We start from the raw sequence: 22,058 nt of genomic DNA on the forward strand, positions 1-22,058 counted from the left end.
CGGAGCAGTACGGGGGACAGGCGATGACCATCTCGGCCGAGGAACGTCGGGACCTGATCCTCAAGGCCGTCGGCGAGGCGAGCGGGCCCCTGCGGCTCGCCGACCTGGCGGCGCGGCTCGCCATTCCGGCGGTGACCGTGCGGCGGGACGTCGCCGCGCTGGCCGAGGCCGGCCGGGTGGGGCGCTCACACGGATTCGTCGTACGGCGCACACCGGAGAAGCCGACGGACGGCGAGGGCGGGACCCGCGCCCTCGGGCTGCTCGTGCCCTCCGTCGGGTCGTACTTCGACGAGCTGATCAACGGAGCCCGGGCCGCCGCGACGGCGGCGGGCGCCCGGCTGGTCCTCGGCATCGCCCCGTACGAGGCCCGCGACGACCGCACGCAGGCCGAACGGCTGCTGGAGTCCGGCCTGGACGGGCTGCTGCTCGCGCCCAACCTCCTGCCGGGCCGGCCCGCGCAGGCCCACGACTGGCTGGACGACCTGCCGGTGCCCGCCGTCCTGGTCGAACGCGGCGCGCCCGAGTACGGGGGCCCCGGCGCCGGCCTGGACTCCGTCGGCTCGGACCACCGGCAGGGCGTCCTCCTCGCGCTGCGCCACTTCGCCGACCTCGGCCACGACCGGGTCCTGCTCGCGGCCCGCGGCGACTCCTGGACGGCCCGGGAGGTCCGGGCCGGCTACCAGCACGGCACCCGGCTGCTCGGACTGGCCGCCCTGCCCGTCCTGGACACCCTCGGTGACGACGGCCGCCCCGCCGACTCCGACCGGCTCGCCGGGCTGATCGCCGACGCCGTGTCCGACGGCGTCCGCGCCGCCCTCATCCACAACGACCAGGACGCGATCCAGCTGCTCCCGCTGCTCCGCGCCCGCGGCCTCGCGGTGCCCGCCGACCTCGCGCTGATCGCCTACGACGACGTGTTCGCCGCCCTGGCGGCCCCGCCGCTGACCGCCGTCGCCCCGCCGACCCGCGCGGTCGGCGAGACCGCCGTCGGCCTCCTGCTGCGCCGTCTCACCGCCGGGCCCGATCTGCCGGTGCACCGGATCTCCCTGCTCCCGGCCCTGCGCATCCGCACCTCCTGCGGCGGCTGAACCCCCAGCCCCCGGCCGGGGGCCCGTCCAGCTGCCACCTTCGCAGGGCGGTCCGCCCACGGGCCGGGCCGGGGAGCGCTACCGCCGCAGTCCCGCCAGCCAGGCGGCGGCCGCGCCGAGCAGCGGAGCCAGCGGGGCGGCCTCGGGGTACCACGGCGCCTCGTACTCCCAGCAGACCCAGGCGTCGGCCGGCAGCAGGGCGAGGCAGGCGGCGATCGGCAGGGTGCCGGCGCCGAGCGGCAGCGGCGTGCGGTCGACGGCCGAGGCGACGTCCTTGACCTGGACGTGGCCCAGCCGGCCGGCTAGCGCCCGGTGGGTGGCCTGCGGCGGCTCCCCGCCGAGGACGGTGTGCTGGAGGTCCCACAGGGCGCCGACGGCCGGGTGGTCGACGGGGGCGAGCAGCCGGGCGAGGTCGCGGCCGGTCGGGTGCGAGTCGTGCGTCTCGACCAGGACCCGGACGCCGAGCTCGGCCGCGCGGCCGGCGACGGCGGCCAGCCGCCGGGCGGCACGCTCATCAGCCCGTTCGTCGGCCGCCGCCGGGCCGGGCGCGGCACCGCCGCGCGGGAAGACCCGGACGGCCGGGCAACCCAGGTCGGCGGCGAGTTCCAGGTGACCGCCGAGGTCGGCGAGAAGCGGGGCGTCCGCGCCCGGGGCGGCGATGCCGAGGTAGGAGGCCAGCGCGAGCGGAACCGTCCCGGTGGACGCCAGTGCGCGCACCGCGGCGCGCCGCCCGTCGGCGGTCAGGCCGGGGTGGACCGGCTGGCCCGGGGCGCAGCGCAGTTCCAGCCCGTGCCAGCCGTGGTCGGCGGCCAGGCGCGCGGCGGCGGCGAGCGGCAGATCGGGCAGGCCGAGGGTGGACAGGGCGAGCGGCACGGGTGCTCCTCAGGTTCGGTCGCCGGGCGGAAGTCGGCGGGCGAAGGCCGCTCCCGGCGACAGCTCCGCCTCGTGGACGGTGCCGTCGGCCCACCGCACCCGCAGCCGGTAGGCCTCGTCGGGAGCGGCCGCCACGTCCGCCGTCGGGCCACCTAGCGGCGGGAGCTCGCCTGCGGCGGCGGTGAGGCGGGCTGCGGTGAGGCGGGCTGCGCACACCAGCAGGTGGACGGCCCCGCCGGTGGCGCCGGTCAGGACCGGCAGGGCGGCGGCCGACCCGAAGGCCGTGCCGTCCGGGACGGGGCTGGTGCGGGCGGCGGCGTAGCCGTGCAGGGCGCGCAGTTCGCTGGTCAGCAGCCGGCCGTCCAGCGTGTGGGCGGTCGCGGTGGCAGAGGCAGCGGCGGTGCCGGGCCGGGCGGGTGGCAGGTGGTCTCCGGCGACGGCCCAGCCGCCCTCGCGCAGCGGGGTGCCGGGCGGGGCGCCGACGACCAGGTGGGCGCGGACCTCGTCGGCGCCGTGGGCGAGGGTCAGCGAGGTGACGGTGACGCCGGGCAGGGGGTGTCCGCCGGCCCGGGGGCGGTGGGTGGAGGCCGCCCAGCCGTCGCCGGTGGCGAGCGGGGTGATCGGGCCGCGTTCGGTGGGTTCGCCGTCGACCAGCAGGGCGAGGTGGTTGTCGGCCGGACCGGTGTGGACGGGGCCGGTGGCGGTGGAGTGGGCGAGCCGCGCGTAGTACGGGTCGTCGGGGTGGACGCGGTCGGCGGGCTGGTCGTCGCTGCCGTGGTTGTGGAGGCGGACCAGGCCGTCGGCCGCGGTGGACTGGACCAGCCAGCCGGGGCCGGGCAGCGCGCGGACGGTGTCGCGGCGTTCGGCGGGGGCGGGCTCCTCGCGGTCGGTCCAGGCGGGGTGGCCGGCGGGCAGCAGCAGGCCGAGGAAGCCGGAGGCCGCCCAGTAGGGCGAGGAGGGGCCGGAGTAGGGCTGGACGAGCGGGGGGTGGGGGCCGTACCAGCCGAGGGTGAGCAGGCCGTCGGGGCCGGTGGCGCCGCGGTCGAGGAAGTGGCGCAGGGCGCCGGAGGCGAGTCGGCGGGTGGTGCCGGGGGTGAGCGGGGTGTGGCCGGTGAGCGTGCCGGCCCAGAGCGGGGCGGCGGCGGCGAACCGGTAGATCAGCGAGCGGCCCTGGTGCACCGGCGCGCCGTCGCCGCCGAACAGGTGGGCGTGGTCGGCGAGGTGGGCGGCGAGCCGGGGGCCGTACTCGGCGAGCAGGGCGCGGTCGTCGGCGAGGTGGGCGTGCAGCACGGGGTAGAGGTGCAGGGCCCAGCCGTTGTAGTGGTCGAAGGCGCGGGGGCGGCCGTCGGTGTACCAGCCGTCGCCGAGGTAGAAGCGGTCGACGCGGTCCAGTCCGCGCCGGACGGCGGCGCGGGCGGCGTGCTCCTCGATGCCGGCCTCGGCGAGGAAGCCGCCGACGGCGAGCGGGAAGAGCCACCAGTTGTTGTCGTTGGGCGTGCGGTGGAGGGTCTCGGCGAGCCACCGGGCAGTTCTGGTCCGGACGTCGGCGGGGAGGCGGTCCCAGAGCCAGGGGCGGGTCAGCCGCAGGGCGAACGCGATGGCGGCGGCCTCGACCATGGCCTGGCCGCGGTCGGTGACGACGGGCCAGGACGCCGGGTCGTCGTCGGTGAGGTCGCGAGCGGTGGTGGGGTGGCGGGTGCCGGCGTCGAGTCCGGCGGCGTAGCGGTCGAGCAGGCCGTGGGGGTCGGCGCCGCCGGCGCCGGCGATCCGCAGGGCGGCGAGGAGGAAGGTGCGGGCGAAGCCTTCGAGGGCGTCGGAGCGGCGGCCGGACCAGCTCGGCCGGGGGCCGGGGAGGTCGATCAGCGCGTGTCCGGGGCCGGCCCAGGGGAGGACGGCGTCGAGCAGCCCGTCGGCGGCGGCCTCCCAGTGGGCTCTGGTCCAGCCGGTGCGGGGGCTGAGGGCGTGGTCTTCCGGGGGCAGCAGCACGGCGGTGTCCTCCATGGCCCGGGGCTCGGGAGTCGCGCCCCGTGCGGGGAATCTAGAAAGCGGTTGATCGTTCGTCAAGGCTTTTGATCGCAATGGATCATTTGATCCAGATCTCTTGACTTCGATCGATCGCCCGCCCAGGATGGCGACCACTTGCCCGCCCGGTCGCGGCCACCGGCAGCCCCCCTGACCCCCGGCCGCGCCCCCCTCTCCCGGAGTCGTGCATGCCCTCACTCCCGCTCCCCCTCCCCCACCCCCGGCGCAGACTCCTCCGCGCGGCCGCCGGCGGCCTGCTGTCCACCGTCCTCCTCGCCGCCTGCGCCGGCAGCGGCGGCGGGGCCCCGAAGGCCGACGACGGCAAGCCGGTCACGCTGACCTTCTGGGCCTGGTCCAAGGGGACGAAGGAGGTCGTCGCCGCCTTCAACGCCTCCCACCCCGACGTCAACGTGGTCTACGAGGAGATACCCTCCGGCACGGCCGGCGGGTACGCCAAGATCTCCAACGCGGTGAAGGCCGGCAACGCCCCCGACGTGTTCAACGTCGAGTACGCCCAACTGCCGGACTTCGTCAGCCAGGGCGCCGTCCAGGACATCTCCAAGCTCGTCCCCGGCGAGCTCAGGGCGAAGTACCTGCCGCAGACCATGGACCTGACCACCCTCGGCGGCCGCACCTGGGCGCTGCCCCTGGACGCCTCGCCGCAGGCCTTCTACTACCGCAAGGACCTCTTCGACCGGGCCGGCCTCACCCCGCCGAAGACCTGGGACGAATTCCGCACCGCCGCGCAGAAACTGAAGCAGGCCCAGCCGGACACCCGGATCGCCACCTTCTTCCCCGACGACCCGGCCACCTTCGAGGCGATGGCCTGGCAGGCCGGCGCCCACTGGTTCACCGGCCGCGACGACGCCTGGAGCGTCGACCTCAACGGCGCCGGGACCAAACCGACCGCGGACTACTGGCAGCAACTGATCGCCGAGGACCTGGTCCGCGTCCAGCCCTCGTTCAGCCAGCCGTGGACGGCCTCGCTGCAGAAGGGCGAGACCGCCGGCTACCTCGGCGCCTCCTGGGGCGGCGGGGTGCTGAAGGGCACCCTGCCCGACGCGGCCGGCACATGGGCCGTCGCCCCGGTGCCCAGCTGGGACGGCACCCCGGCCAGCGGCATGGTCGGCGGCACCACCTTCGCCGTCTCCAAGGACAGCAAGAAGGCCGGGGCCGCCGTCGAGTTCGCCACCTGGGCGACCACCACGCCGGAGGGCATCAAGGCCCGGATCGCCTCCGGCACCTCCTCCGCCTTCCCGGCCGCGCCCGCCCTCGTCCCGGTGGCCGAGGAGGCCTTCAAGTCCGACTTCTACGGCGGCCAGGACGTGTACGCGCTCTACACGGACGCCGCGAAGTCGATCAAGCCGAACTGGCAGTGGGGCCCGACGATGAACGCGACCAACAACGCGCTCAAGGACGCGTTCGGCAAGCTCACCCAGGGCGGCACCGTGCAGGCGGCCCTCGACGCCGCGCAGCAGTCCACCCAGGCCGAGCTGAAGAACCGCGGCCTCAAGGTCAAGCAGTGACCGCCCACCCGCCCCGCACCGGGCCCGGGCCCGGGCCCGCCGTCGCCGCCCGCGCCCGCCGGCGCGGGCGGTACGGGGCCCCGGCCGTCCTGCTCGCCCCGTTCGTGCTCCTGTTCACGGCCTGCACGCTCGTTCCGATCGGCTACGCCGTCCACCTCAGCCTGTACACCGAGCACCGGTCCGGGCTCGGCTTCGGCGGCGGCGAGACGGTCTTCACCGGCCTCGGCAACTACGCCCGGGCGCTCGGCGACCAGGCGTTCCGCTCGGGCTTCTGGACCACCGCGCAGTACTGCCTGCTCTACATCCCGCTGATGACGGGGCTGGCACTGCTCCTCGCGCTGCTGCTGGACTCGGCGCTGGCCCGCGCCCGCCGGTTCTTCCAGCTGGCGCTGTTCCTGCCGCACGCGGTGCCCGGCATCATCGCCGCGCTGATCTGGGTCTACCTGTACACGCCCGGCATCAGCCCGGTCATCGACGTGCTGAACGCCGGCGGCGCCCACCCCGACCCGTTCGGCGCGCCACTGCCCGCCGTGGTCAACATCGCGCTCTGGGAGTGGACCGGCTACAACATGGTCATCTTCTACGCCGCGCTCCAGGCCGTCCCGCGCGAAGTCCTCGAAGCGGCCGTCGTCGACGGCGCCGGACCGCTGCGGACCGCCGTCAGCGTCAAGATCCCGCTCATCCGCGCCTCGATCGTGCTGGTCGGCCTGTTCACCCTGATCGGCTCGCTCCAGCTCTTCACCGAACCGATGATCCTGCACGGCGCCTCCCCCGGCGTCGTCTCCACCTGGACGCCCAGCATGTACGCCTACACCGCCGCCTTCGACCGGGGCGACTACGGCCTGGCCGCCGCCGCCTCGGTGCTGCTCGCGCTCGCCGCCGCCGCGCTGTCCTTCCTCGTCACCCGGGCCACCCGCCCGCGCCCGGACCGGCGGACGGAGGCCACCGGATGACCACGCTCGCCCCCGGACGCCGCCCCCGGCAGCGCTCCGCCGCCCGCAGCCACCCGCCCCGCCGGCCGTGGACGCTCTCCAAGGCCGCCGTCAACGGCGCCCTCGTCCTCGCCACCGCCTACACCCTGCTGCCGCTGCTGTGGCTGGTGACCGCCGCCGCCAAGAACACCGGCGACCTGCTCGGCGGGCGCGCCCTCTCCCCCGCCACCTGGCACCTCGGCGACAACCTGCACGCGCTGGCCACCACCGGGGACGGCATCTACTTCCGCTGGTACCTCAACTCCCTGCTGTACGCCGGGCTCGGCGCCCTGGCCTGCGCCCTGGTCTGCGTCTGCGCCGGGTACGCGTTCCACGTCCACGCCTTCCCCGGCAAGGAGAAGCTGTTCGGCCTGGTGCTGCTCGGCGTGCTGGTGCCCACCACCACGCTGGCCCTGCCGATGTACCTGCTCGCCTCGGACCTCGGCGTGGTCAACACCTTCTGGGCGGTCTTCGTGCCCTCCCTGGTCAACCCCTTCGGCGTCTACCTCGCCCGGGTGTTCTGCGCGGGCTACGTCCCCGGGGAGGTGCTGGAGGCGGCCCGGATGGACGGCGCGGGTGAACTGCGCACCTTCTGGTCGATCGGCCTGCGGATGATGACGCCCGGCTTCGTCACGGTGTTCCTCTTCCAGTTCACCGCGATCTGGAACAACTTCTTCCTCCCCCTGGTGATGCTCTCGGACAACCGGCTCTTCCCGGTCAGCCTCGGCCTGTTCAGCTGGAACGCCCAGACCCACGCCTTCCCCGAGTACTACCCCCTCGTCGTCAGCGGCTCGCTGCTCGCCGTCCTCCCGCTGGTGGCGGCCTTCGTCGGCCTGCAACGCCACTGGCGGGCCGGCCTGACCGCAGGAAGCGTCAAATGACCACCACCACAGCCGACATCCGCTCCCCCGCCGCCCCGGCCCGCAGGCCCCGCGCCCTGCTCGCGATGGACCGCGCCCTGCCCGCCCGGCTGCTCGACCGGCACGCCGTCCAGCGGCTCACCGACCTCGCCGACCTCGACCCCGACCTGGTCGTGGACGACTTCGCCACCCCCGAGGCCGCCGCCGCGCTGGCCCGCACCGAGGTCATCATCAGCGGCTGGGGCTGCCCGCCGCTGGACGAGGCCGTGCTGGCCGCCGCGCCCCGGCTGCGCGCCGTCATCCACGCCGCCGGCTCGGTCAAGCACCATGTCACCGAGGCCTGTTGGCGGCGCGGCCTCCAGGTGACCTCGGCGGCCTGGGCCAACGCGCTGCCCGTCGCCGAGTACACCGTCGCCGCCGTGCTGCTCGCCAACAAGCGGCTGCTCGCGATCCGCGAGGACTACCGGCACCGGCGCGCCCCGCACGACTGGCAGGGCGCCTACGCCGCCGCCGGGAACTACCGGCGCACAGTGGGCATCGTCGGCGCCTCCCGGATCGGGCGCCGGGTGCTCGAACTGCTCGGCCCGCACGACCTCGACCTGCTGCTGTACGACCCGTACGTGGAGGCCGCCGAGGCCGCCGCGCTCGGTGCCCGGGCCGTCGGCCTGGACGACCTGTGCGCCTCCTCCGACGTGGTCACCGTGCACGCCCCCGAACTGCCGGAGACCCATCACCTGGTGGACCGCCGCAGGCTCGCCCTGATGCGCGACGGCGCCACCCTGGTCAACACCTCCCGCGGCTCGCTGGTCGACCAGCAGGCGCTCACCGACGAACTCGTCGCCGGCCGCCTGGACGCCGTCCTCGACGTCACCGTCCCCGAGGTCCTGCCCGCCGACTCACCGCTGTACGAGCTGCCGAACGTCCTGCTCACCCCGCACGTGGCCGGCTCGCTCGGCGGCGAGCTGCACCGGATGGCCGCCGCCGCGGCCGACGAACTCGCCCGCTACGCGCGGGGCCTGCCGTTCGCCCACGCCGTCCACCCCGAAGGCATCCACCGCACGGCCTGACCGCCCCCCGTTACCAGCTGCAAGGAGAACACCCGTGGACCGCAAGGTGATCGGCGTCGTCCTGAACGGCGTCACCGGCCGCATGGGCCACCGCCAGCACCTCGTCCGCTCGATCCTCGCCATCCGCGAGCAGGGCGGCCTCGACCTCGACGACGGCCGGGTGCTCTGGCCCGAACCCATCCTGCTCGGCCGCAACGAGGCCAAGCTGCGCGCCCTGGCCGAACGCCACGGCCTGGAGCACTGGACCACCTCGCTCGACGAGGCGCTCGCCCACCCGCTCACCGAGGTGTACTTCGACGCCCAGGTGACCCCCGCCCGGGAGGCCGCCCTGCGCGCCGCGATCGGCGCCGGCAAGCACGTCTACACCGAGAAGCCGACCGCCGAATCCCTCGACGCCGCCCTGGAGCTGGCCCGCCTCGCCCGGGCGGCCGGCGTCCGCAACGGCGTCGTCCAGGACAAGCTGTTCCTGCCCGGGCTGCGCAAGCTCAAGCGGCTGGTCGACGGCGGGTTCTTCGGCCGGATCCTGTCCGTGCGAGGCGAGTTCGGCTACTGGGTCTTCGAGGGCGACTGGCAGAGCGCCCAGCGCCCGTCCTGGAACTACCGCGCCGAGGACGGCGGCGGCGTGATCCTCGACATGTTCCCGCACTGGCGCTACGTGCTGGACAACCTCTTCGGGCCCGTCCGCACGGTGTACGCGCACACCGCCACCCACATCCCCCGCCGCGTCGACGAGCAGGGCCGGGCCTACCCCGCCACCGCCGACGACGCCGCGTACGGCGTCTTCGAGCTGGCCGGCGGCGTCGTCGCGCAGATCAACTCCTCCTGGGCGGTGCGGGTCGACCGGGACGAACTGGTCGAGTTCCAGGTCGACGGCACCGAGGGCAGCGCCGTCGCCGGGCTGCGCGAGTGCCGCATCCAGCACCGGGCCACCACCCCCCGGCCGGTCTGGAACCCGGACCTCCCGGCCACCGACCCCTTCCGCGCCCAGTGGCAGCCGGTGCCCGCGAACGAGGAGTACGACAACGGCTTCAAGGTGCAGTGGGAGCTGTTCCTGCGCCACGTGGCGACCGGCTCCGCCTACCCGTGGGACCTCCTGGAGGGCGCCAAGGGCGTCCAACTCGCCGAACTCGGCCTGCGCTCGGCGCGCGAGGGCCGCCGCCTCGACGTCCCCGAGCTGGTGCTCTGATGGCCGAACTGGACCTGCCCGGGCACGGCCGGCTGCGGCTGCGCGAGCCCGCACCGCTCGACCTGCCCGCGCACCCGCCCGCCTCCCGCACGGCCTTCGCGGCCGCCCACGTCGTCGCCGACCCGCTCGGCGCCAACGCCGCCGGCGCCCCGGCCGCCCTGGACTGGGACGCCACCCTCGCCTTCCGCCACCGCCTCTGGTCGCTCGGCCTCGGCGTCGCCGACGCCATGGACACCGCCCAGCGCGGCATGGGCCTGGACTGGGCCGCCACCCGCGAACTCATCACCCGCTCCGGCGCGGCGGCCCGCGCCGTCGGCGGCCGGCTCGCCTGCGGTGTCGGCACCGACCAACTCACCGACCCGGCAAGCTCCTTGAGCGACATCACGGCCGCTGCCCTGAGCGAGGTGGCGGACGCCTACGAGGCGCAGCTCGCCGTGGTCGAGGCGGCCGGCGCGCAGCCCGTCCTGATGGCCAGCCGGGCCCTCAACTCCCGCGCCCGTGGCCCGGAGGACTTCCTCCGCGTCTACGACGGGCTGATCCGGCAGTCCGCCCGGCCGGTGATCCTGCACTGGCTCGGCGCCGCCTTCGACCCGGCACTGGCCGGCTACTGGGGCTCCGCCGACCTCGACGCGGCCACCGACACCGTCCTCACCCTCATCCGCGAACACCCCGGGCGGATCGACGGCATCAAGGTGTCGCTGCTGGACGCCGACCGGGAGATCGCGCTGCGCCGCGCCCTGCCCGCCGGGGTGCGGCTCTACACCGGCGACGACTTCCACTACCCCGAACTGATCAAGGGCGACGAACTCGGCCACAGCGACGCCCTGCTCGGTGTCTTCGACCCGATCGCCGGCCACGCCGCGACAGCCCTGCACGCCCTCGACGCCGGCGACACCGCCCGCTACGACGCGCTGCTCGGCCCGACGCTTCCGCTGGCCCGGCACCTCTTCGCGGCGCCGACCTACCAGTACAAGACCGGTGTGGTCTTCCTCGCCTACCTGGCCGGCCACCAGGAGCACTTCACCATGGTGGCCGGCGCCCAGAGCGGCCGGTCCGTACCGCACCTCGTCGAACTGCTCCGACTCGCCGACGCCGCCGGGGTACTCCCCGACCCCGAGCTCGCGGCCGACCGGATGCGCCGCTACCTCGCCCTGGCCGGGTGGTCGGCATGACCGCACCTCACCCCGCCGAACGGGGCACCGCCGCCCCCGGACTGGAACGGCTCTCGCTCAACCAGATCACCACCAAGCACTGGACCCTGCCCGAGGCCGTCCGGGGCTGCGCGCAGGCGGGCATCCCGGCGATCGGCCTGTGGCGGGACAAGGTCGCCGAGACCGGAACGGCCCGCGCCGCCCGGCTGGTCCGCGACAGCGGCCTGACCGTCAGCAGCCTCTGCCGGGGCGGCTTCCTCACCGCCGCCGGAGCGGAGGGCCGCCGCGCCGCGCTCGACGACAACCGGCGGGCCGTCGAGGAGGCCGCCGAACTCGGCACCGACACCCTGGTGCTGGTCGCCGGAGGCCTGCCCGAGGGCAGCCGCGACCTGCCCGGCGCGCGCGCCCGGATCGCCGACCTGCTCGCCGAACTCGCCCCGTACGCAGGACAGTTCGGCGTACGGCTGGCCATCGAACCGCTGCACCCGATGTTCTGCGCCGACCGCGCCGTGGTCTCCACCCTCGGCCAGGCGCTCGACCTCGCCGCGCCGCACCCGGCCGCCCAGGTCGGCGTGGTCGTCGACAGCTACCACGTCTGGTGGGACCCGGCGCTGCCCGAGCAGCTCGACCGGGCGGGCCGGGACGGCCGCATCGCCGCCTACCAGGTGTGCGACTGGACGCTGCCGCTGCCCGCCGACGTCCTGCTCGGGCGCGGCCACGTCGGCGACGGCCACATCGACTTCCGTTCCCTCACCGACCAGGTCACGGCCGCGGGCTACACCGGCTGGATCGAGGTCGAGATCTTCAACGAGCGGATCTGGGCCACCCCCGGCGCGCAGACCCTCGCCACCGTGGCCGACCGCCACCGCACCCACGTGGTCGCCGCGCCGCGCCGGTAGCCGTCGGGCGTTCGCCGTTCGGCCCTGCCCTACCCTGGCAGCCCGTGCCACCCCCTCGAAAGCTGGTCACGCCATGATCGAAACGATCGAACTCGACTACGACGACTCCGGGTTCCGCCGCAACGGGGCCCCGCACCGGATCGTCGCCGGCGCCCTGCACTACTTCCGCGTCCACCCCGAGCTCTGGGACGACCGGCTGCGCCGCCTGCGCGCCCTCGGCGTCAACACCGTGGACACCTACATCCCCTGGAACTTCCACGAACTTCCCACCGGTGAGATCGACTTCACCGGCTGGCGGGACGTGGCCCGGTTCGTCCGGCTGGCCCAGCAGCACGGACTGGACGTCATCCTGCGGCCCGGCCCCTACATCTGCGCCGAATGGGAGTTCGGCGGCCTGCCCGCCCGGCTGCTCGCCGTCGACGGCCTGCGCCTGCGCCTGCGCTGCGCCGACCCCGCCTTCCTGGCCGCCGTGGACGGCTGGTTCGACGCCCTCGTGCCCGAGCTGGTGCCGCTGCTGGCGAGCCGCGGCGGCCCCGTCGTGGCCGTCCAGGTCGAGAACGAGTACGGCAGCTACGGCACCGACGCCGGCTACCTCGCCCACCTGCGCGACGGCCTCCTCGCGCGCGGCGTGGACTGCCTGCTGTTCACCGCCGACGGCGCCGAGGACTTCATGCAGCAGGGCGGCGCGATCCCCGGCCTGCTCGCCACCGCGACCTTCGGCTCCCGCGCCCCCGAGCGCTTCGAGGTGCTGCGCCGCCAGCAGCCCAAGGGGCCGCTCGCCGCCATGGAGTTCTGGATCGGCTGGTTCGACCGCGTCGGCGGGCCCCACCACGTCCGCGACCCGGAGGAGACCGCCCGTTCCCTGGACGCACTCCTCGCCACCGGAGCCTCCGTCAACCTCTACATGGCCCACGGCGGCACCAACTTCGGCCTCTGGTCCGGCGCCAACCACACCGGCACCAGCCCCGACACCCCGGGCTACGAGCCCACCACCACCAGCTACGACTACGACGCCCCCATCGGCGAGGCCGGCGAGCTCACCCCCAAGTTCCACGCCCTGCGCGACGTCATCGGCCGGTACCTCCCCCTGCCCGACGGCGAACTCCCCGCCGAGCCGCCCCGCCTGACCCCGCGCCGCATCGACCGCAGGACCGGCCGGGCCCGCCTGTTCGACTCCCTCGACGCGCTCGCCACCCCCCACCACCGGCCCGTCCCGGAACCCATGGAGAACCTCGGCCAGTCACTCGGCCTCATCCACTACCGCACCCGTGTCCCCGGCCCCCGCCCCACCCTGCCGCTGAGCGTCGACGGCCTCGGCGACCGCGCCCAGGTCTTCGCCGACGGCAACCCCCTCGGCACCCTCGACCGCAACGACCCCGGCGCCACCCTCCCGCTGGCCACCACGCCGGCCGGCGCCACCCTGGACATCCTGGTCGAGGCGCTCGGCCGCACCAACTACGGCCCCCAACTCGACGACCGCAAGGGCATCCGGCGCGGCGTCTCGCACGAACGCCAGCGCCTCCACGACTGGGAGATCCGCCCGCTCCCCCTCACCGACCTGAGCGGCCTGGCCTTCGACCCGGCCACCACCGCCACCGACGGCGACCCGGCCTTCCACCGCTTCGAGACCGACCTCGACACCCCCGCCGACGCCTTCCTCGCCCTCCCCGGCTGGGGCCGCGGCCTGCTCTGGCTCAACGGCTTCCTCCTCGGCCGCTACACCGACGAGGGACCGCAGCGCACCCTCTACGCCCCCGCCCCGCTCTGGCGCCCGGGCACCAACACCCTCGTCCTCCTCGAACTCACCCGCCACGGCGAGGCCCTCGACCTCCGCGACCGACCCGACCTCGGCCCCGTCACGGACGCCCCCAGCTCCGAGTTCTGAAACCCCGCCTCACCGACATCGTGACCGCCCTGCTCACCGGCTACGCCGTCGCCTCGACGACCCGGCCGGTCGGGGACTGAGCGTTCCCGCGGTGGTCGGCTACCGGCGCCGGCCCCAGCAGGTGATCAGCGGGGCGGTGGTCACGTCCAGTTCGGTGTCGCGGAGGTTGGCCAGGTGCCGGTCCAGGTCGGCGGCGGTGAGGCCGGGGCCGACCAACTGGTCGCGGAGCTGACGGACCGTCGCCGCCTCCAGCTCCCGGCAGGCCGGGGAGGTGACGGGGAAGTACGCCTCGGCGGCGACGTCCGTCAGGCCCGCCTCGCGGAGCAGCCGGGGCAGGGTGCGGCCGAAGGCGAGGTCGGCGCCGCGCTCGGCGAGCCGGGCCCGGAACGCCCGGCGCACCCGGTTCGCCAGCTCCTGGTCCGGTCCGTGCTCGTCCGGGCAGGCGAGCGGTTGCAGGGCCGGGTCCGCGTCCTCCACCACCAGCCAGCCCCCGGGCCGGACCGCCGACGCCAGCCGTCGCAGCACCTCGGCCCGGTCCGGCAGGTGCACCAGCACCAGGCGGACGTGCACCAGGTCGAACAGCTCGTCGGGCAGCGGGTCGCGGGTGACGTCGTGCCGGCGGACCTCGACGCGGTCGGCGGGCAGTCCGGTCAGCCAGCTGGTGTCGAGGTCGCTGGCCAGGACCCGGCCGGTCGGCCCGACCCGCTCGGCCAGCGCCAGCGGGATCCCCGGGCCGCCCGCACCCACCTCCCAGCAGTGGTGCCCGTCGGCCGGGCCCAGCCGGTCCAGGTGCTCCAGCGTCCACGGGTCGAACAGTTCGGCGATGCCCTCGAACCGTCGACCCGCCTCCCGCTGCCGGTTGTCCAGCAGGTAGCCGCGCTCGTCGCCCATGCTCCGCGCCTCTCGGATCGCCCTTGCCCGTCGCCCCGCCCGTCGCTCGACGCGGCCGACCGCGATGGTAGGCGATCGGCGCCGGGTGCGCGAAGGCTCCCCGAGGAACGCACCCTCGCGTCTCCCGCCCCGGGCTGCGGCGTCCCGGGACGTGGGAGGGACGGCGAAGCCATGGTGGACCGGGCCTCCGCGCTCCTAGCGTGGCGGCCGACCGGTCCGACGGGTCCGACCGGTGCGGACCGCGGACCGCCCGCGGACCCGCCCGGACCCGCCCGCCAGCCCGCCAGCCCGCCAAGGAACAGGTGGCCCCGTTCATGTACCCCGACTTCACCCCGCCCCGCCCCGGTCGCCGCTCCTTCCTGACCGGCGCCCTCGCGGTCGGCGGCGGTGCCCTGCTCGCGTCCGCCCTGCCCGCCGGGGTGGCACGAGCCGCCGACGGGCCGACGGTCGCCGACACGGCCGCGTGGGGCGCCCGGCCCTCCAGCATCCCCGTCAACGTCCTGGCCGGGGTGCCGGACAAGGTGATCGTGCACCACACCGCGACCCCCAACGTGACGGACTACTCGCAGGCGGCCGCGTTCTCGCTGGCCCGGTCGATGCAGACGTACCAGATGGACTCCGAGGGCTGGATCGACACCGGGCAGCACTTCACCATCAGCCGCGGCGCGTACGTCCTGGAGGGCCGCCACAACAGCCTGTCCACGCTGCGCGGCGGCGCCCAGCACGTCGAGTCCGCCCACTGCACGGCGCAGAACACGGTGGCGATCGGCATCGAGAACGAGGGCACCTACACCACCGTCGACCCGCGCGGCGAGCAGTACGCGGCGCTGGTCGACCTGATCACCTACATCTGCCGCCAGTACGGGCTGCGGGCCTACCAGATCTACGGGCACCGGGACTTCAACAACACCGAGTGCCCCGGTGACCGCCTGTACGCGCTGATCCCGCAGCTGCGCCGCGACGTCGCGGCCCGCATCGGCGGAGACCCGACCGGGCCCGTGTGGCCGCTGCTCACCGGCGGGGCCTCGGGCGAGACGGTGCGGACCCTCCAGTACCTGCTGGTGCAGCACGGCGCGAGCCTGACCGTCGACGGGGCGTACGGGCCCGCCACGCAGAGCGCCGTCACGGCCTTCCAGAACCTCACGCACGCCACCGCGGACGGGATCGCGGGCAACCAGACGTGGAGCCAGGCGGTCGCGCCCCTCGCCGACGGCGCCTCGGGCGGCGCGGTGCTGGCCGTGCAGGGCCAGTTGGTGGCGCACGGCATCCAGGTGGGCGTGGACGGCGCGTTCGGCCCCGGCACCCGGTCCGCGGTGACGGCCTTCCAGACCTCGGCCGGACTGCCCGCCGACGGGGTGGTGGACGCCCGCACCTGGAGCCGGCTGGTCGCCTGACCCCGTGCCCGCCGGCCCTGGCCCGGACCACCCGACGCCCCCGCGGATCCGTTGCGTCCGCGGGGGCGTCGTCGTGGTCAGCCCAAGGTCCTGTCCGGCCGGGACGGCCGGCGGCCGGTGACGGCCAGCACCAGGCCCGCCGCCAGCACCAGCACGAGGGCGATCAGCGGCCGCAGCAGGGCCGTCCGACAGCGGTGGGTCCCCGTCGGCCCGGGTGCCGGCGGCACGGCGGTGTCCGGCGGTGCGCCGACCGGTGCGCCCGCGGCGCGGCAGCCGTCCGCCCGGCGCCACAGGTCGAGCAGCCGGTCGGCGTCGCCGGCGCAGACGGAGGCGATGCTCTCCACGGCGTCGCGCGGCGGGAACTGCTTGCCGTTCACCCACCGCTCCCAGGAGGACTTCGCGTAGTGGGTGCGTTCGCTGATCCGGGCGTACGTCAGGCCCGACTCGGACTTCAGCGACCGGAGCTCCCTGGCGAGTTCGTCGGCAGGGGCTGGAGACGTGGTGTACGACGCGTGGTGGCGGTCCATGTGGCTTCTCCCCCGTTGCTCTGTGCTGTGACCGTGCCCGGGCCGGGAGCCTGCTGGCGTGCCGGCCAAGGCGCGGCCCACTCTGCGGGATTCTCCGCCGGTCTTCGAGCGTCTTCGGCGGTTCTGAGACGGTCCGAGGTCGTCCCACGGCCCGGAGCTGCACCTTGGGACGCCGGGGCGGAGGCATCGTGAGACGGTGTCCGGGACGCGGGCCCCGGGTGGGCGCGCCGCAGGGCGCGGCGCTCGGGGAAGCGGGCGGTGGCCGAGGGAAGTCGACCGATTAGACTGATCATCCGAAAGTGGATCAGTTTGCATCCTCCACCGACCCGCCCGAGGTACCCGCGATGAGCCAGTCCTGGAAGCCGCTCCCTGACGATCTTTCGGAACCCGCTCGGCGTCTGGCCGAGGAGCTGCGCGCGGTCAAGGACGCGCACCAGATCTCACTGGCCGAACTCGGGAAGAGGACCTACCTCAGCAAGGCCTCCTGGGAGCGCTGGCTGAACGGGAAGCGCCTGATCACCCCGCAGGCCCTGGCCGGCCTGATCGCCACGGTCGAGTGCGACGCCGATCTGCTCACCTCCCTGCTGCGGAAGGCCGAGGCCGCGCGCGACGCGGACGAGGCGCTCTCCCCCGAGGCCGCGCCCGCGCCGGCCGAAGCCCCCGCGCCCGCGCCCGCAGCGCCGGCCGAGGCCCCCGAGCCCCAGCCCGTACCTGCGCCCGCACCGCCCGCCGAGGTGCCCGAGCCGGCGACCGAAGCGCCCGACGCCGCCCCCGCCTCACCGCGGGCCGCCCCGTGGCGGCGGCCGGCGGCCGGCGTGGGAGCCGCCGTCGCCGCCGTGCTCATCCTGTTCGCGGCCCTGTACCTGCGCGGCCCGCACGGCGGCAACGGCACGGCATCGGCGGCGACGCTCCCGCCGAAGACGGCGGCGACGACGGCCGCCGGGTCGGCGCCGCTCTGCGAGGGCGTCGGCTGCGCCGGCAAGGACCCCCAGGACATGCGGTGCGACGTCGACCAGCGCACCCTGCTGACCGGCAACGTGGGCAAGGTCGTCCTCTACGTCCACTACAGCCCGCGGTGCCGGGCCGCCTGGTCGGGGATCACCGACGGCTCCCCCGGGGACAGCGCCACCATCACCACCAACCACGGCTCGCAGGAGACCGCCCTGATCCACTGGGGCTACGACAACTACTCCGTGATGGTCGACGCGAGCCCCGGCGACACCACCTTGCAGGTGTGCGGCCACCAGAAGGAGGGCGACAGCTGCACCGGCGTCGTCACCGACCTCGCCGCCCGCGCGAGCGCCCTCCCCGGCCCTCCGCCTCCGGCCGCCGCTCCCACGCCCACGCCGACACCCACGCCCACGTCCACGCTCTGAGGAGCCGCCACCATCGCGGCGAAACCCACTGGCGGCTCGGGCCCGCACGAACGAGCATGGCCCGCATGAGCGACCAACCCGAGCGATGGACCCAGGCGACCGTCTACCCCGACATGTGGGCCGACCCGGACGACGACCCCCGCAACAGCGAGGGAGTCAGCCCGGACGGCGAACTCCCGACTCTGAACGACTTCCTGACGAACTACCGCCACACCCTGCGGATGAAGTGCGAGGGCCTGGACCCGGAGCAGCTGGCCCGCCGCTCCGTCCCGCCGTCGACGATGTCACTGCTCGGCCTCGTCCGGCACCTCGCCGAAGTGGAACGGGACTGGCGCGGCTGGATCAGCGACGGTGATCCGCTGCCGAAGCTCTACGGCCGGCGGGACGCGGACTTCGACGGAGCCGTCGCCGAACAGGCCGAGGTCGACGCGGCCTTCGCCGACCTCGCCCGCGAACAGGCCGCCACCGACGCCGCCCTGGCCGCACACCCCGATCTGGGCGTGCGGCTGGGGAAGAACGGCATCGCGGTGCGAGAGCTGCTGGTGCACAGGATCGACGAGTACGCCCGTCACTGCGGGCACGCCGACCTGTTGCGCGAGTGCCTCGACGGGCGGGTCGGCCAGTGAGGCCCGTCCCGGCGCGCTGACCTCGGCGGGCGGCCCCGTCAGGCGGCGCCTCGCTGGAAGGCGGCGCCCCGCCGGAACACCGCCGACAGGCTCGCTCCCCCGGTGCCCGCCACCGCGCAGCGCAGCGCCAGCGGCCCGGAGTCCGAGAGCACCGTGATGCCGGTGCCGCCGCTCGCGAGCCGGTAGCCGTCCCGCGCCAGCGTCAGCTGGACGGTGGCCGCCTTCCGGGTGGGGTCGGCGACGGCGACGGAGAGGTCGCCGCCGTTCTCGCGAAGCAGGACGGAGCAGGGGGCGGAGACGGTCAGCGGGCCGACCGTGCCGGGGGCGAAGAAGTTGGCGAGGGTGAGTCCGAGTCCGGGCACGCTGATCGCCTGGGCGTCGGCCGTGTTGGCGAGCACGGTGGCCGTCGGGGCCGCCGCGCGGGCCGCCGCCTGGTCCGGGCCGGCCCCGGGCATCAGCACGTAGTGGTACGTCCCGTCGACGGGGTCGGTGCCGTGGTCGAGGCCGATCGACAGGTAGGTCCGGGTGATCGGGTCGGGCGCCCCGCCCCGGTTGATGTCGACCCACGCCCCGGTCCGCCGTTCGCGGGCGAGGTCGAGGGTGGCGCCGTCGGGGAACACCCAGGCGCCCGACCCGGCCAGCGCCGCCCAGCGGACGCCGTCGGCCCTCCGGCTCCAGCCGGGGTCGGCGGGCTGGCGGACGCCGTCCAGCACGAACTCCCGATCTTCGCGGGCCCCGAGGTTGCGGTGGTCGACGGTCGTGCGGACGGCGACGCCGTCGGTGCAGCCGATGCCCGCGCCGAGGCAGACGATCGAATCGTCCAGGCAGAACCAGGACTTGCGCCCGACCAGGGCGGAGCCGAGGCCCCGGACGTCCTGGCCGACCACCGACCAGTCGCCGTCGCTCGCCCCGCCCGCCCAGGCGGTCGCCGGGCGGGCCTGGCCCCAGTCGCCGCCGGCCCCGTCGGCCAGCGGGCGCGTCGACACGGTGGTGCCGGGCAGCCGGTAGGGGTCGGCGGTGGGCCAGAAGGAGTCGCTGTACTGCTCGTCGCCCTGCTCGCCGCCGTACCAGTAGAGCATTCCGCTGCCGCTGTGCCAGGCCCGCAGGTTCTCGCCGTTCCCGCACTCGTAGAAGGCGGTCCGGGACGAGGACAGGCTGAGCTGCGCGCTCCAGCCGGGCCGGCGGTGGACGGCCCGGTCCATGGTGAACACCCGGCTGCCCGTGCCCTCGTCCGCCGCCCGGGTGCCGGAGTCCGCCAGGAGGGCCTGTGCGCGGGCGAGTTCGGGGATGTCGGCGAGGACGTTGGACAGGTAGGGGAGCACCTGGTCGCGCTGGAGGGAGCCCTTCACGGCGGCGCGCCAGGCCGCCGCCTGGGCGGCCGGCACCGACCCGGAGTCGGCCAGCCGCAGGACGTCCCCGAGCAGGGCGTGACCGCGCACGTGGTCGTCCAGGCGGGCCCGCCGCGCGTCGCCGGCCTGCACGCCCCGGCTGACGGCGCGGCCCGAAACCCCGTCCATCACCAGGCCGTTGAAGAGGAACGGCAGGAACCCCCGGTCCACGGCGGTGAAGACGTTCCGCAGCGCGGGATCGGTGACGGCCCAGGGCGTTCCGGCGAGCAGGCGCAGCAGCCGGCTCAGGCTGCCGAGCAGCACCTCGCCGTAGCTGCCGGTGTACGGCACCCAGGTGTGCTGGACGAAGCTGCCGTCGGCGTAGATCCCGTCGCCGGTGGTCACATAGCGGAACACCGGTGACAGCCCCCGCTGCGCGGCGGCGACCGGGGCCGCCGAGCGGCCGATGACACCGCGCAGCGCGAGCACCCGGCACAGGTCCACCCGGTTGGCCCCGGTGCTGGTCCCGGTGTACTTGTCGACCACCGTGGACGGGACGAAGTGGTCCACGGCCGCACCGCACGCGGCCGCCCGTTCGGCCGTCAGGAGGTCGCCGAGCAGCACGCACACGTCCAGCAGCGCCTGGGGGGCGCCGATCTGCCAGTCCCACCAGTTCCCGTACGACGTGGTGGTGGCGGTGTAGGAGCGCTGGAGCACCCAGTCCAGGCCGGTCGCGACGGCGGCGCCGAGGCCGGGATCGCCCGTCGAGCCGGTGGCCGGCCGGGTGAGGGCCAGGGCCATGAGCCGAAGCCGCCCGACCGTCGACGTGACGGCGGCGGAGGCCGAGCCGACCGGCAGGTCGGGCCAGAGCGACCCGGACTGCGGGCTCAACGCGGCCTGGTGGCCCCGCGCCTGGTCGCCCAGCGCGGTGAGCGCGCGGGCGAACGGCGGCGCGGCCGGGTCGTACCCGGTGCCGGTCAGCTGCTCGGACCAGGCCGCGCGCATCGCGTCGTAGCCGTCGGCGGCCCGGGCCTCGGTGGGCCCGCCGAGCCACCACGCGGCCGCCGCGGCGGTGGCGGCGGCGCTGGTCCTGAGCAGTCCGCGCCTGCTCAGGACCGGTATCGCCGCCGGGTCACCGGTCTCCGTCCACGAGCTGTCCATCGGGCCGTCCTTCCTCGCGAACTCCCTTGTCTGACCGGAGAGTAAGCGCTTTCTATCGCGAGGACAACGCTTCCGGCACGGGCCCGTGACCGGAGGGCCGGCTACCCGACCGGCCCCGTCGACCCGCGGGGCACCAGTTCGGTGGCGAGGACGGCCCGCTGCGGCTCGGGGCCGGGGCGGTGCAGCGCGAGGCGCAGCGCCGTGCGGCCGAGGTCGAGGTGCGGGATGCGCACGGTGGTCAGGCCGGGCCTGAGGTCCTCGGCCCCGGGCAGGTCGTTGAAGCCGACCACCGAGACCTGTCCGGGCACGGCGATCCCGTGCTCCCGCAGGACCGTCAGCACGACGGCCGCCACGTCGTCGTCGTGCGCGAAGACCGCCGAGAAGTCCGGCGGCCCCTGGGCCAGGCGGCGGCGCAGCCAGGCCCGCGCCCCGTCCCGGGTGTGGCACCCCTCCACCGTCAGTTCGGCCGGGCGGCGCAGGCCGTGGGTCGCCAGCGCGGCCTCGTACCCGGCGAGGCGCTCCCGGGTGGTGGTGGTCGCGGCCGGTCCGCCGAGGAAGAGGATCCGCCGGTGGCCCAGCGCCAGCAGGTGGTCGACGGCCGCCCGCGCGCCGCCCGCGTTGTCGTAGTGCACGGCCGTCAGCGGCAGCTCCTCCCCCGGGGCCGGCCGGCCGCAGAGCACCAGCCGGGAGCCGGCCGCGTCCAGGATGCGCGCCAGCCGGGCGATCCGGGAGCGGTACCCCGGGCTGTCCTCCACCCCGCCCACCAGCACGACGGCCTCGACGTCGCGCGCCCGCATCTCCTCGACCAGCGTCAGTTCGCGGTCGGGGTCGTCGTCGGTCGCCGCCACCAGGCAGAGGCAGCCCTCGTCCACCGCCTGCCGCTCCACGCCGTGGGCGACCCGGTTGTGGAAGGGCGCCGCGAGGTTGCCCAGCAGGATCGCCACCGTCCGGGACCGCCGGCCGGCCAGCGCCCGCGCCTGCGCGTTGACGACGTAGTCGAGGTCGCGCACCGCGCGCAGCACCCGCTCCCGGGTGGCCCCGGCCACCGGGTAGTCGCCCGCCAGCACGCGCGACACCGTCGCCATCGACACGCCCGCCAGCGCCGCCACGTCGTTCACCGTGGGCCTGCCCCGCCGGGCTCTCCCCCCGTCGCTCACCGCTGCCCCCCGGTCCCGACCAGCTCCACGCCCGGCCTCCACGGCGGGCCGTGCCCCGAGGATACGGGCG

Annotated in this window: 18 protein-coding genes; 12 read left to right on the plus strand and 6 right to left on the minus strand. The window is 75.4% G+C overall.

Features of this window, described 5'->3' with window-relative positions:
- Positions 1 to 23 precede the first annotated feature (23 nt).
- A complete protein-coding gene (locus AC07BF_RS00380) occupies positions 24 to 1,088 on the plus strand; it encodes a substrate-binding domain-containing protein (RefSeq protein WP_400985028.1) in 1,065 nt (354 codons plus the stop codon).
- Positions 1,089 to 1,166: 78 nt separating this feature from the next.
- On the opposite strand, the gene AC07BF_RS00385 is transcribed toward AC07BF_RS00380, so the two are convergent.
- Positions 1,167 to 1,961, minus strand: coding sequence for a sugar phosphate isomerase/epimerase family protein (locus AC07BF_RS00385; RefSeq protein WP_363630504.1), 795 nt, complete (start codon positions 1,959 to 1,961; stop codon positions 1,167 to 1,169).
- Between the two features lie 9 nt (positions 1,962 to 1,970).
- Positions 1,971 to 3,962: a DUF2264 domain-containing protein gene (locus tag AC07BF_RS00390; protein ID WP_363630503.1), complete on the minus strand. Its 1,992-nt coding sequence runs from the start codon at positions 3,960 to 3,962 to the stop codon at positions 1,971 to 1,973.
- Positions 3,963 to 4,171: 209 nt separating this feature from the next.
- Here AC07BF_RS00390 and AC07BF_RS00395 point away from each other — a divergent pair, with 209 nt between their 5' ends.
- From AC07BF_RS00395 to AC07BF_RS00430, 8 genes are all read left to right on the plus strand, one after another.
- Entirely contained in the window at positions 4,172 to 5,509 is a 1,338-nt protein-coding gene (locus AC07BF_RS00395) for an ABC transporter substrate-binding protein (protein WP_478332676.1), read from the plus strand.
- Entirely contained in the window at positions 5,506 to 6,462 is a 957-nt protein-coding gene (locus AC07BF_RS00400) for a carbohydrate ABC transporter permease (RefSeq protein ID WP_400805926.1), read from the plus strand. The genes AC07BF_RS00395 and AC07BF_RS00400 overlap by 4 nt, the downstream gene beginning before the upstream one ends.
- Positions 6,459 to 7,361: a carbohydrate ABC transporter permease gene (locus tag AC07BF_RS00405; RefSeq protein WP_363586471.1), complete on the plus strand. Its 903-nt coding sequence runs from the start codon at positions 6,459 to 6,461 to the stop codon at positions 7,359 to 7,361. Before AC07BF_RS00400 ends, AC07BF_RS00405 begins: the two co-directional genes overlap by 4 nt.
- Positions 7,358 to 8,407, plus strand: a complete 1,050-nt coding sequence (locus AC07BF_RS00410) for a hydroxyacid dehydrogenase (RefSeq protein WP_478332677.1) — start codon at positions 7,358 to 7,360, stop codon at positions 8,405 to 8,407. Before AC07BF_RS00405 ends, AC07BF_RS00410 begins: the two co-directional genes overlap by 4 nt.
- A gap of 82 nt (positions 8,408 to 8,489) precedes the next feature.
- Positions 8,490 to 9,593, plus strand: a complete 1,104-nt coding sequence (locus tag AC07BF_RS00415; RefSeq protein ID WP_478317728.1) for a Gfo/Idh/MocA family protein — start codon at positions 8,490 to 8,492, stop codon at positions 9,591 to 9,593.
- Complete coding sequence (locus AC07BF_RS00420) at positions 9,593 to 10,765, plus strand: dihydrodipicolinate synthase family protein (protein ID WP_478332678.1); 1,173 nt, start codon at positions 9,593 to 9,595, stop codon at positions 10,763 to 10,765. Before AC07BF_RS00415 ends, AC07BF_RS00420 begins: the two co-directional genes overlap by 1 nt.
- Complete coding sequence (locus AC07BF_RS00425; RefSeq protein WP_478332679.1) at positions 10,762 to 11,643, plus strand: sugar phosphate isomerase/epimerase family protein; 882 nt, start codon at positions 10,762 to 10,764, stop codon at positions 11,641 to 11,643. Before AC07BF_RS00420 ends, AC07BF_RS00425 begins: the two co-directional genes overlap by 4 nt.
- Before the next feature lie 73 nt (positions 11,644 to 11,716).
- Positions 11,717 to 13,528 (plus strand): beta-galactosidase, encoded by a 1,812-nt coding sequence (locus AC07BF_RS00430; RefSeq protein WP_478332680.1) that lies wholly within the window; start codon positions 11,717 to 11,719, stop codon positions 13,526 to 13,528.
- 99 nt (positions 13,529 to 13,627) lie between these two features.
- Here the strand turns inward: AC07BF_RS00430 and AC07BF_RS00435 are convergent, their stop codons facing one another.
- Positions 13,628 to 14,419, minus strand: coding sequence for a methyltransferase domain-containing protein (locus tag AC07BF_RS00435; protein ID WP_363630494.1), 792 nt, complete (start codon positions 14,417 to 14,419; stop codon positions 13,628 to 13,630).
- Positions 14,420 to 14,721: 302 nt separating this feature from the next.
- Between AC07BF_RS00435 and AC07BF_RS00440 the strand changes: the two genes are divergently transcribed.
- Entirely contained in the window at positions 14,722 to 15,813 is a 1,092-nt protein-coding gene (locus AC07BF_RS00440; RefSeq protein ID WP_478332681.1) for a peptidoglycan recognition protein family protein, read from the plus strand.
- Positions 15,814 to 15,890: 77 nt separating this feature from the next.
- On the opposite strand, the gene AC07BF_RS00445 is transcribed toward AC07BF_RS00440, so the two are convergent.
- Complete coding sequence (locus AC07BF_RS00445; RefSeq protein WP_478332682.1) at positions 15,891 to 16,340, minus strand: helix-turn-helix domain-containing protein; 450 nt, start codon at positions 16,338 to 16,340, stop codon at positions 15,891 to 15,893.
- Between the two features lie 299 nt (positions 16,341 to 16,639).
- Between AC07BF_RS00445 and AC07BF_RS00450 the strand changes: the two genes are divergently transcribed.
- Complete coding sequence (locus AC07BF_RS00450; RefSeq protein ID WP_478332683.1) at positions 16,640 to 17,716, plus strand: DUF2690 domain-containing protein; 1,077 nt, start codon at positions 16,640 to 16,642, stop codon at positions 17,714 to 17,716.
- Positions 17,717 to 17,772: 56 nt separating this feature from the next.
- Entirely contained in the window at positions 17,773 to 18,342 is a 570-nt protein-coding gene (locus tag AC07BF_RS00455) for a DinB family protein (protein ID WP_363586480.1), read from the plus strand.
- A gap of 38 nt (positions 18,343 to 18,380) precedes the next feature.
- On the opposite strand, the gene AC07BF_RS00460 is transcribed toward AC07BF_RS00455, so the two are convergent.
- A complete protein-coding gene (locus AC07BF_RS00460; protein ID WP_478332684.1) occupies positions 18,381 to 20,831 on the minus strand; it encodes a polysaccharide lyase 8 family protein in 2,451 nt (816 codons plus the stop codon).
- Positions 20,832 to 20,932: 101 nt separating this feature from the next.
- Complete coding sequence (locus AC07BF_RS00465) at positions 20,933 to 21,949, minus strand: LacI family DNA-binding transcriptional regulator (protein WP_478332685.1); 1,017 nt, start codon at positions 21,947 to 21,949, stop codon at positions 20,933 to 20,935.
- Between the last annotated feature and the right edge of the window lie 109 nt (positions 21,950 to 22,058).

It is taken from the genome of Kitasatospora sp. NPDC043950 (assembly GCF_056435345.1).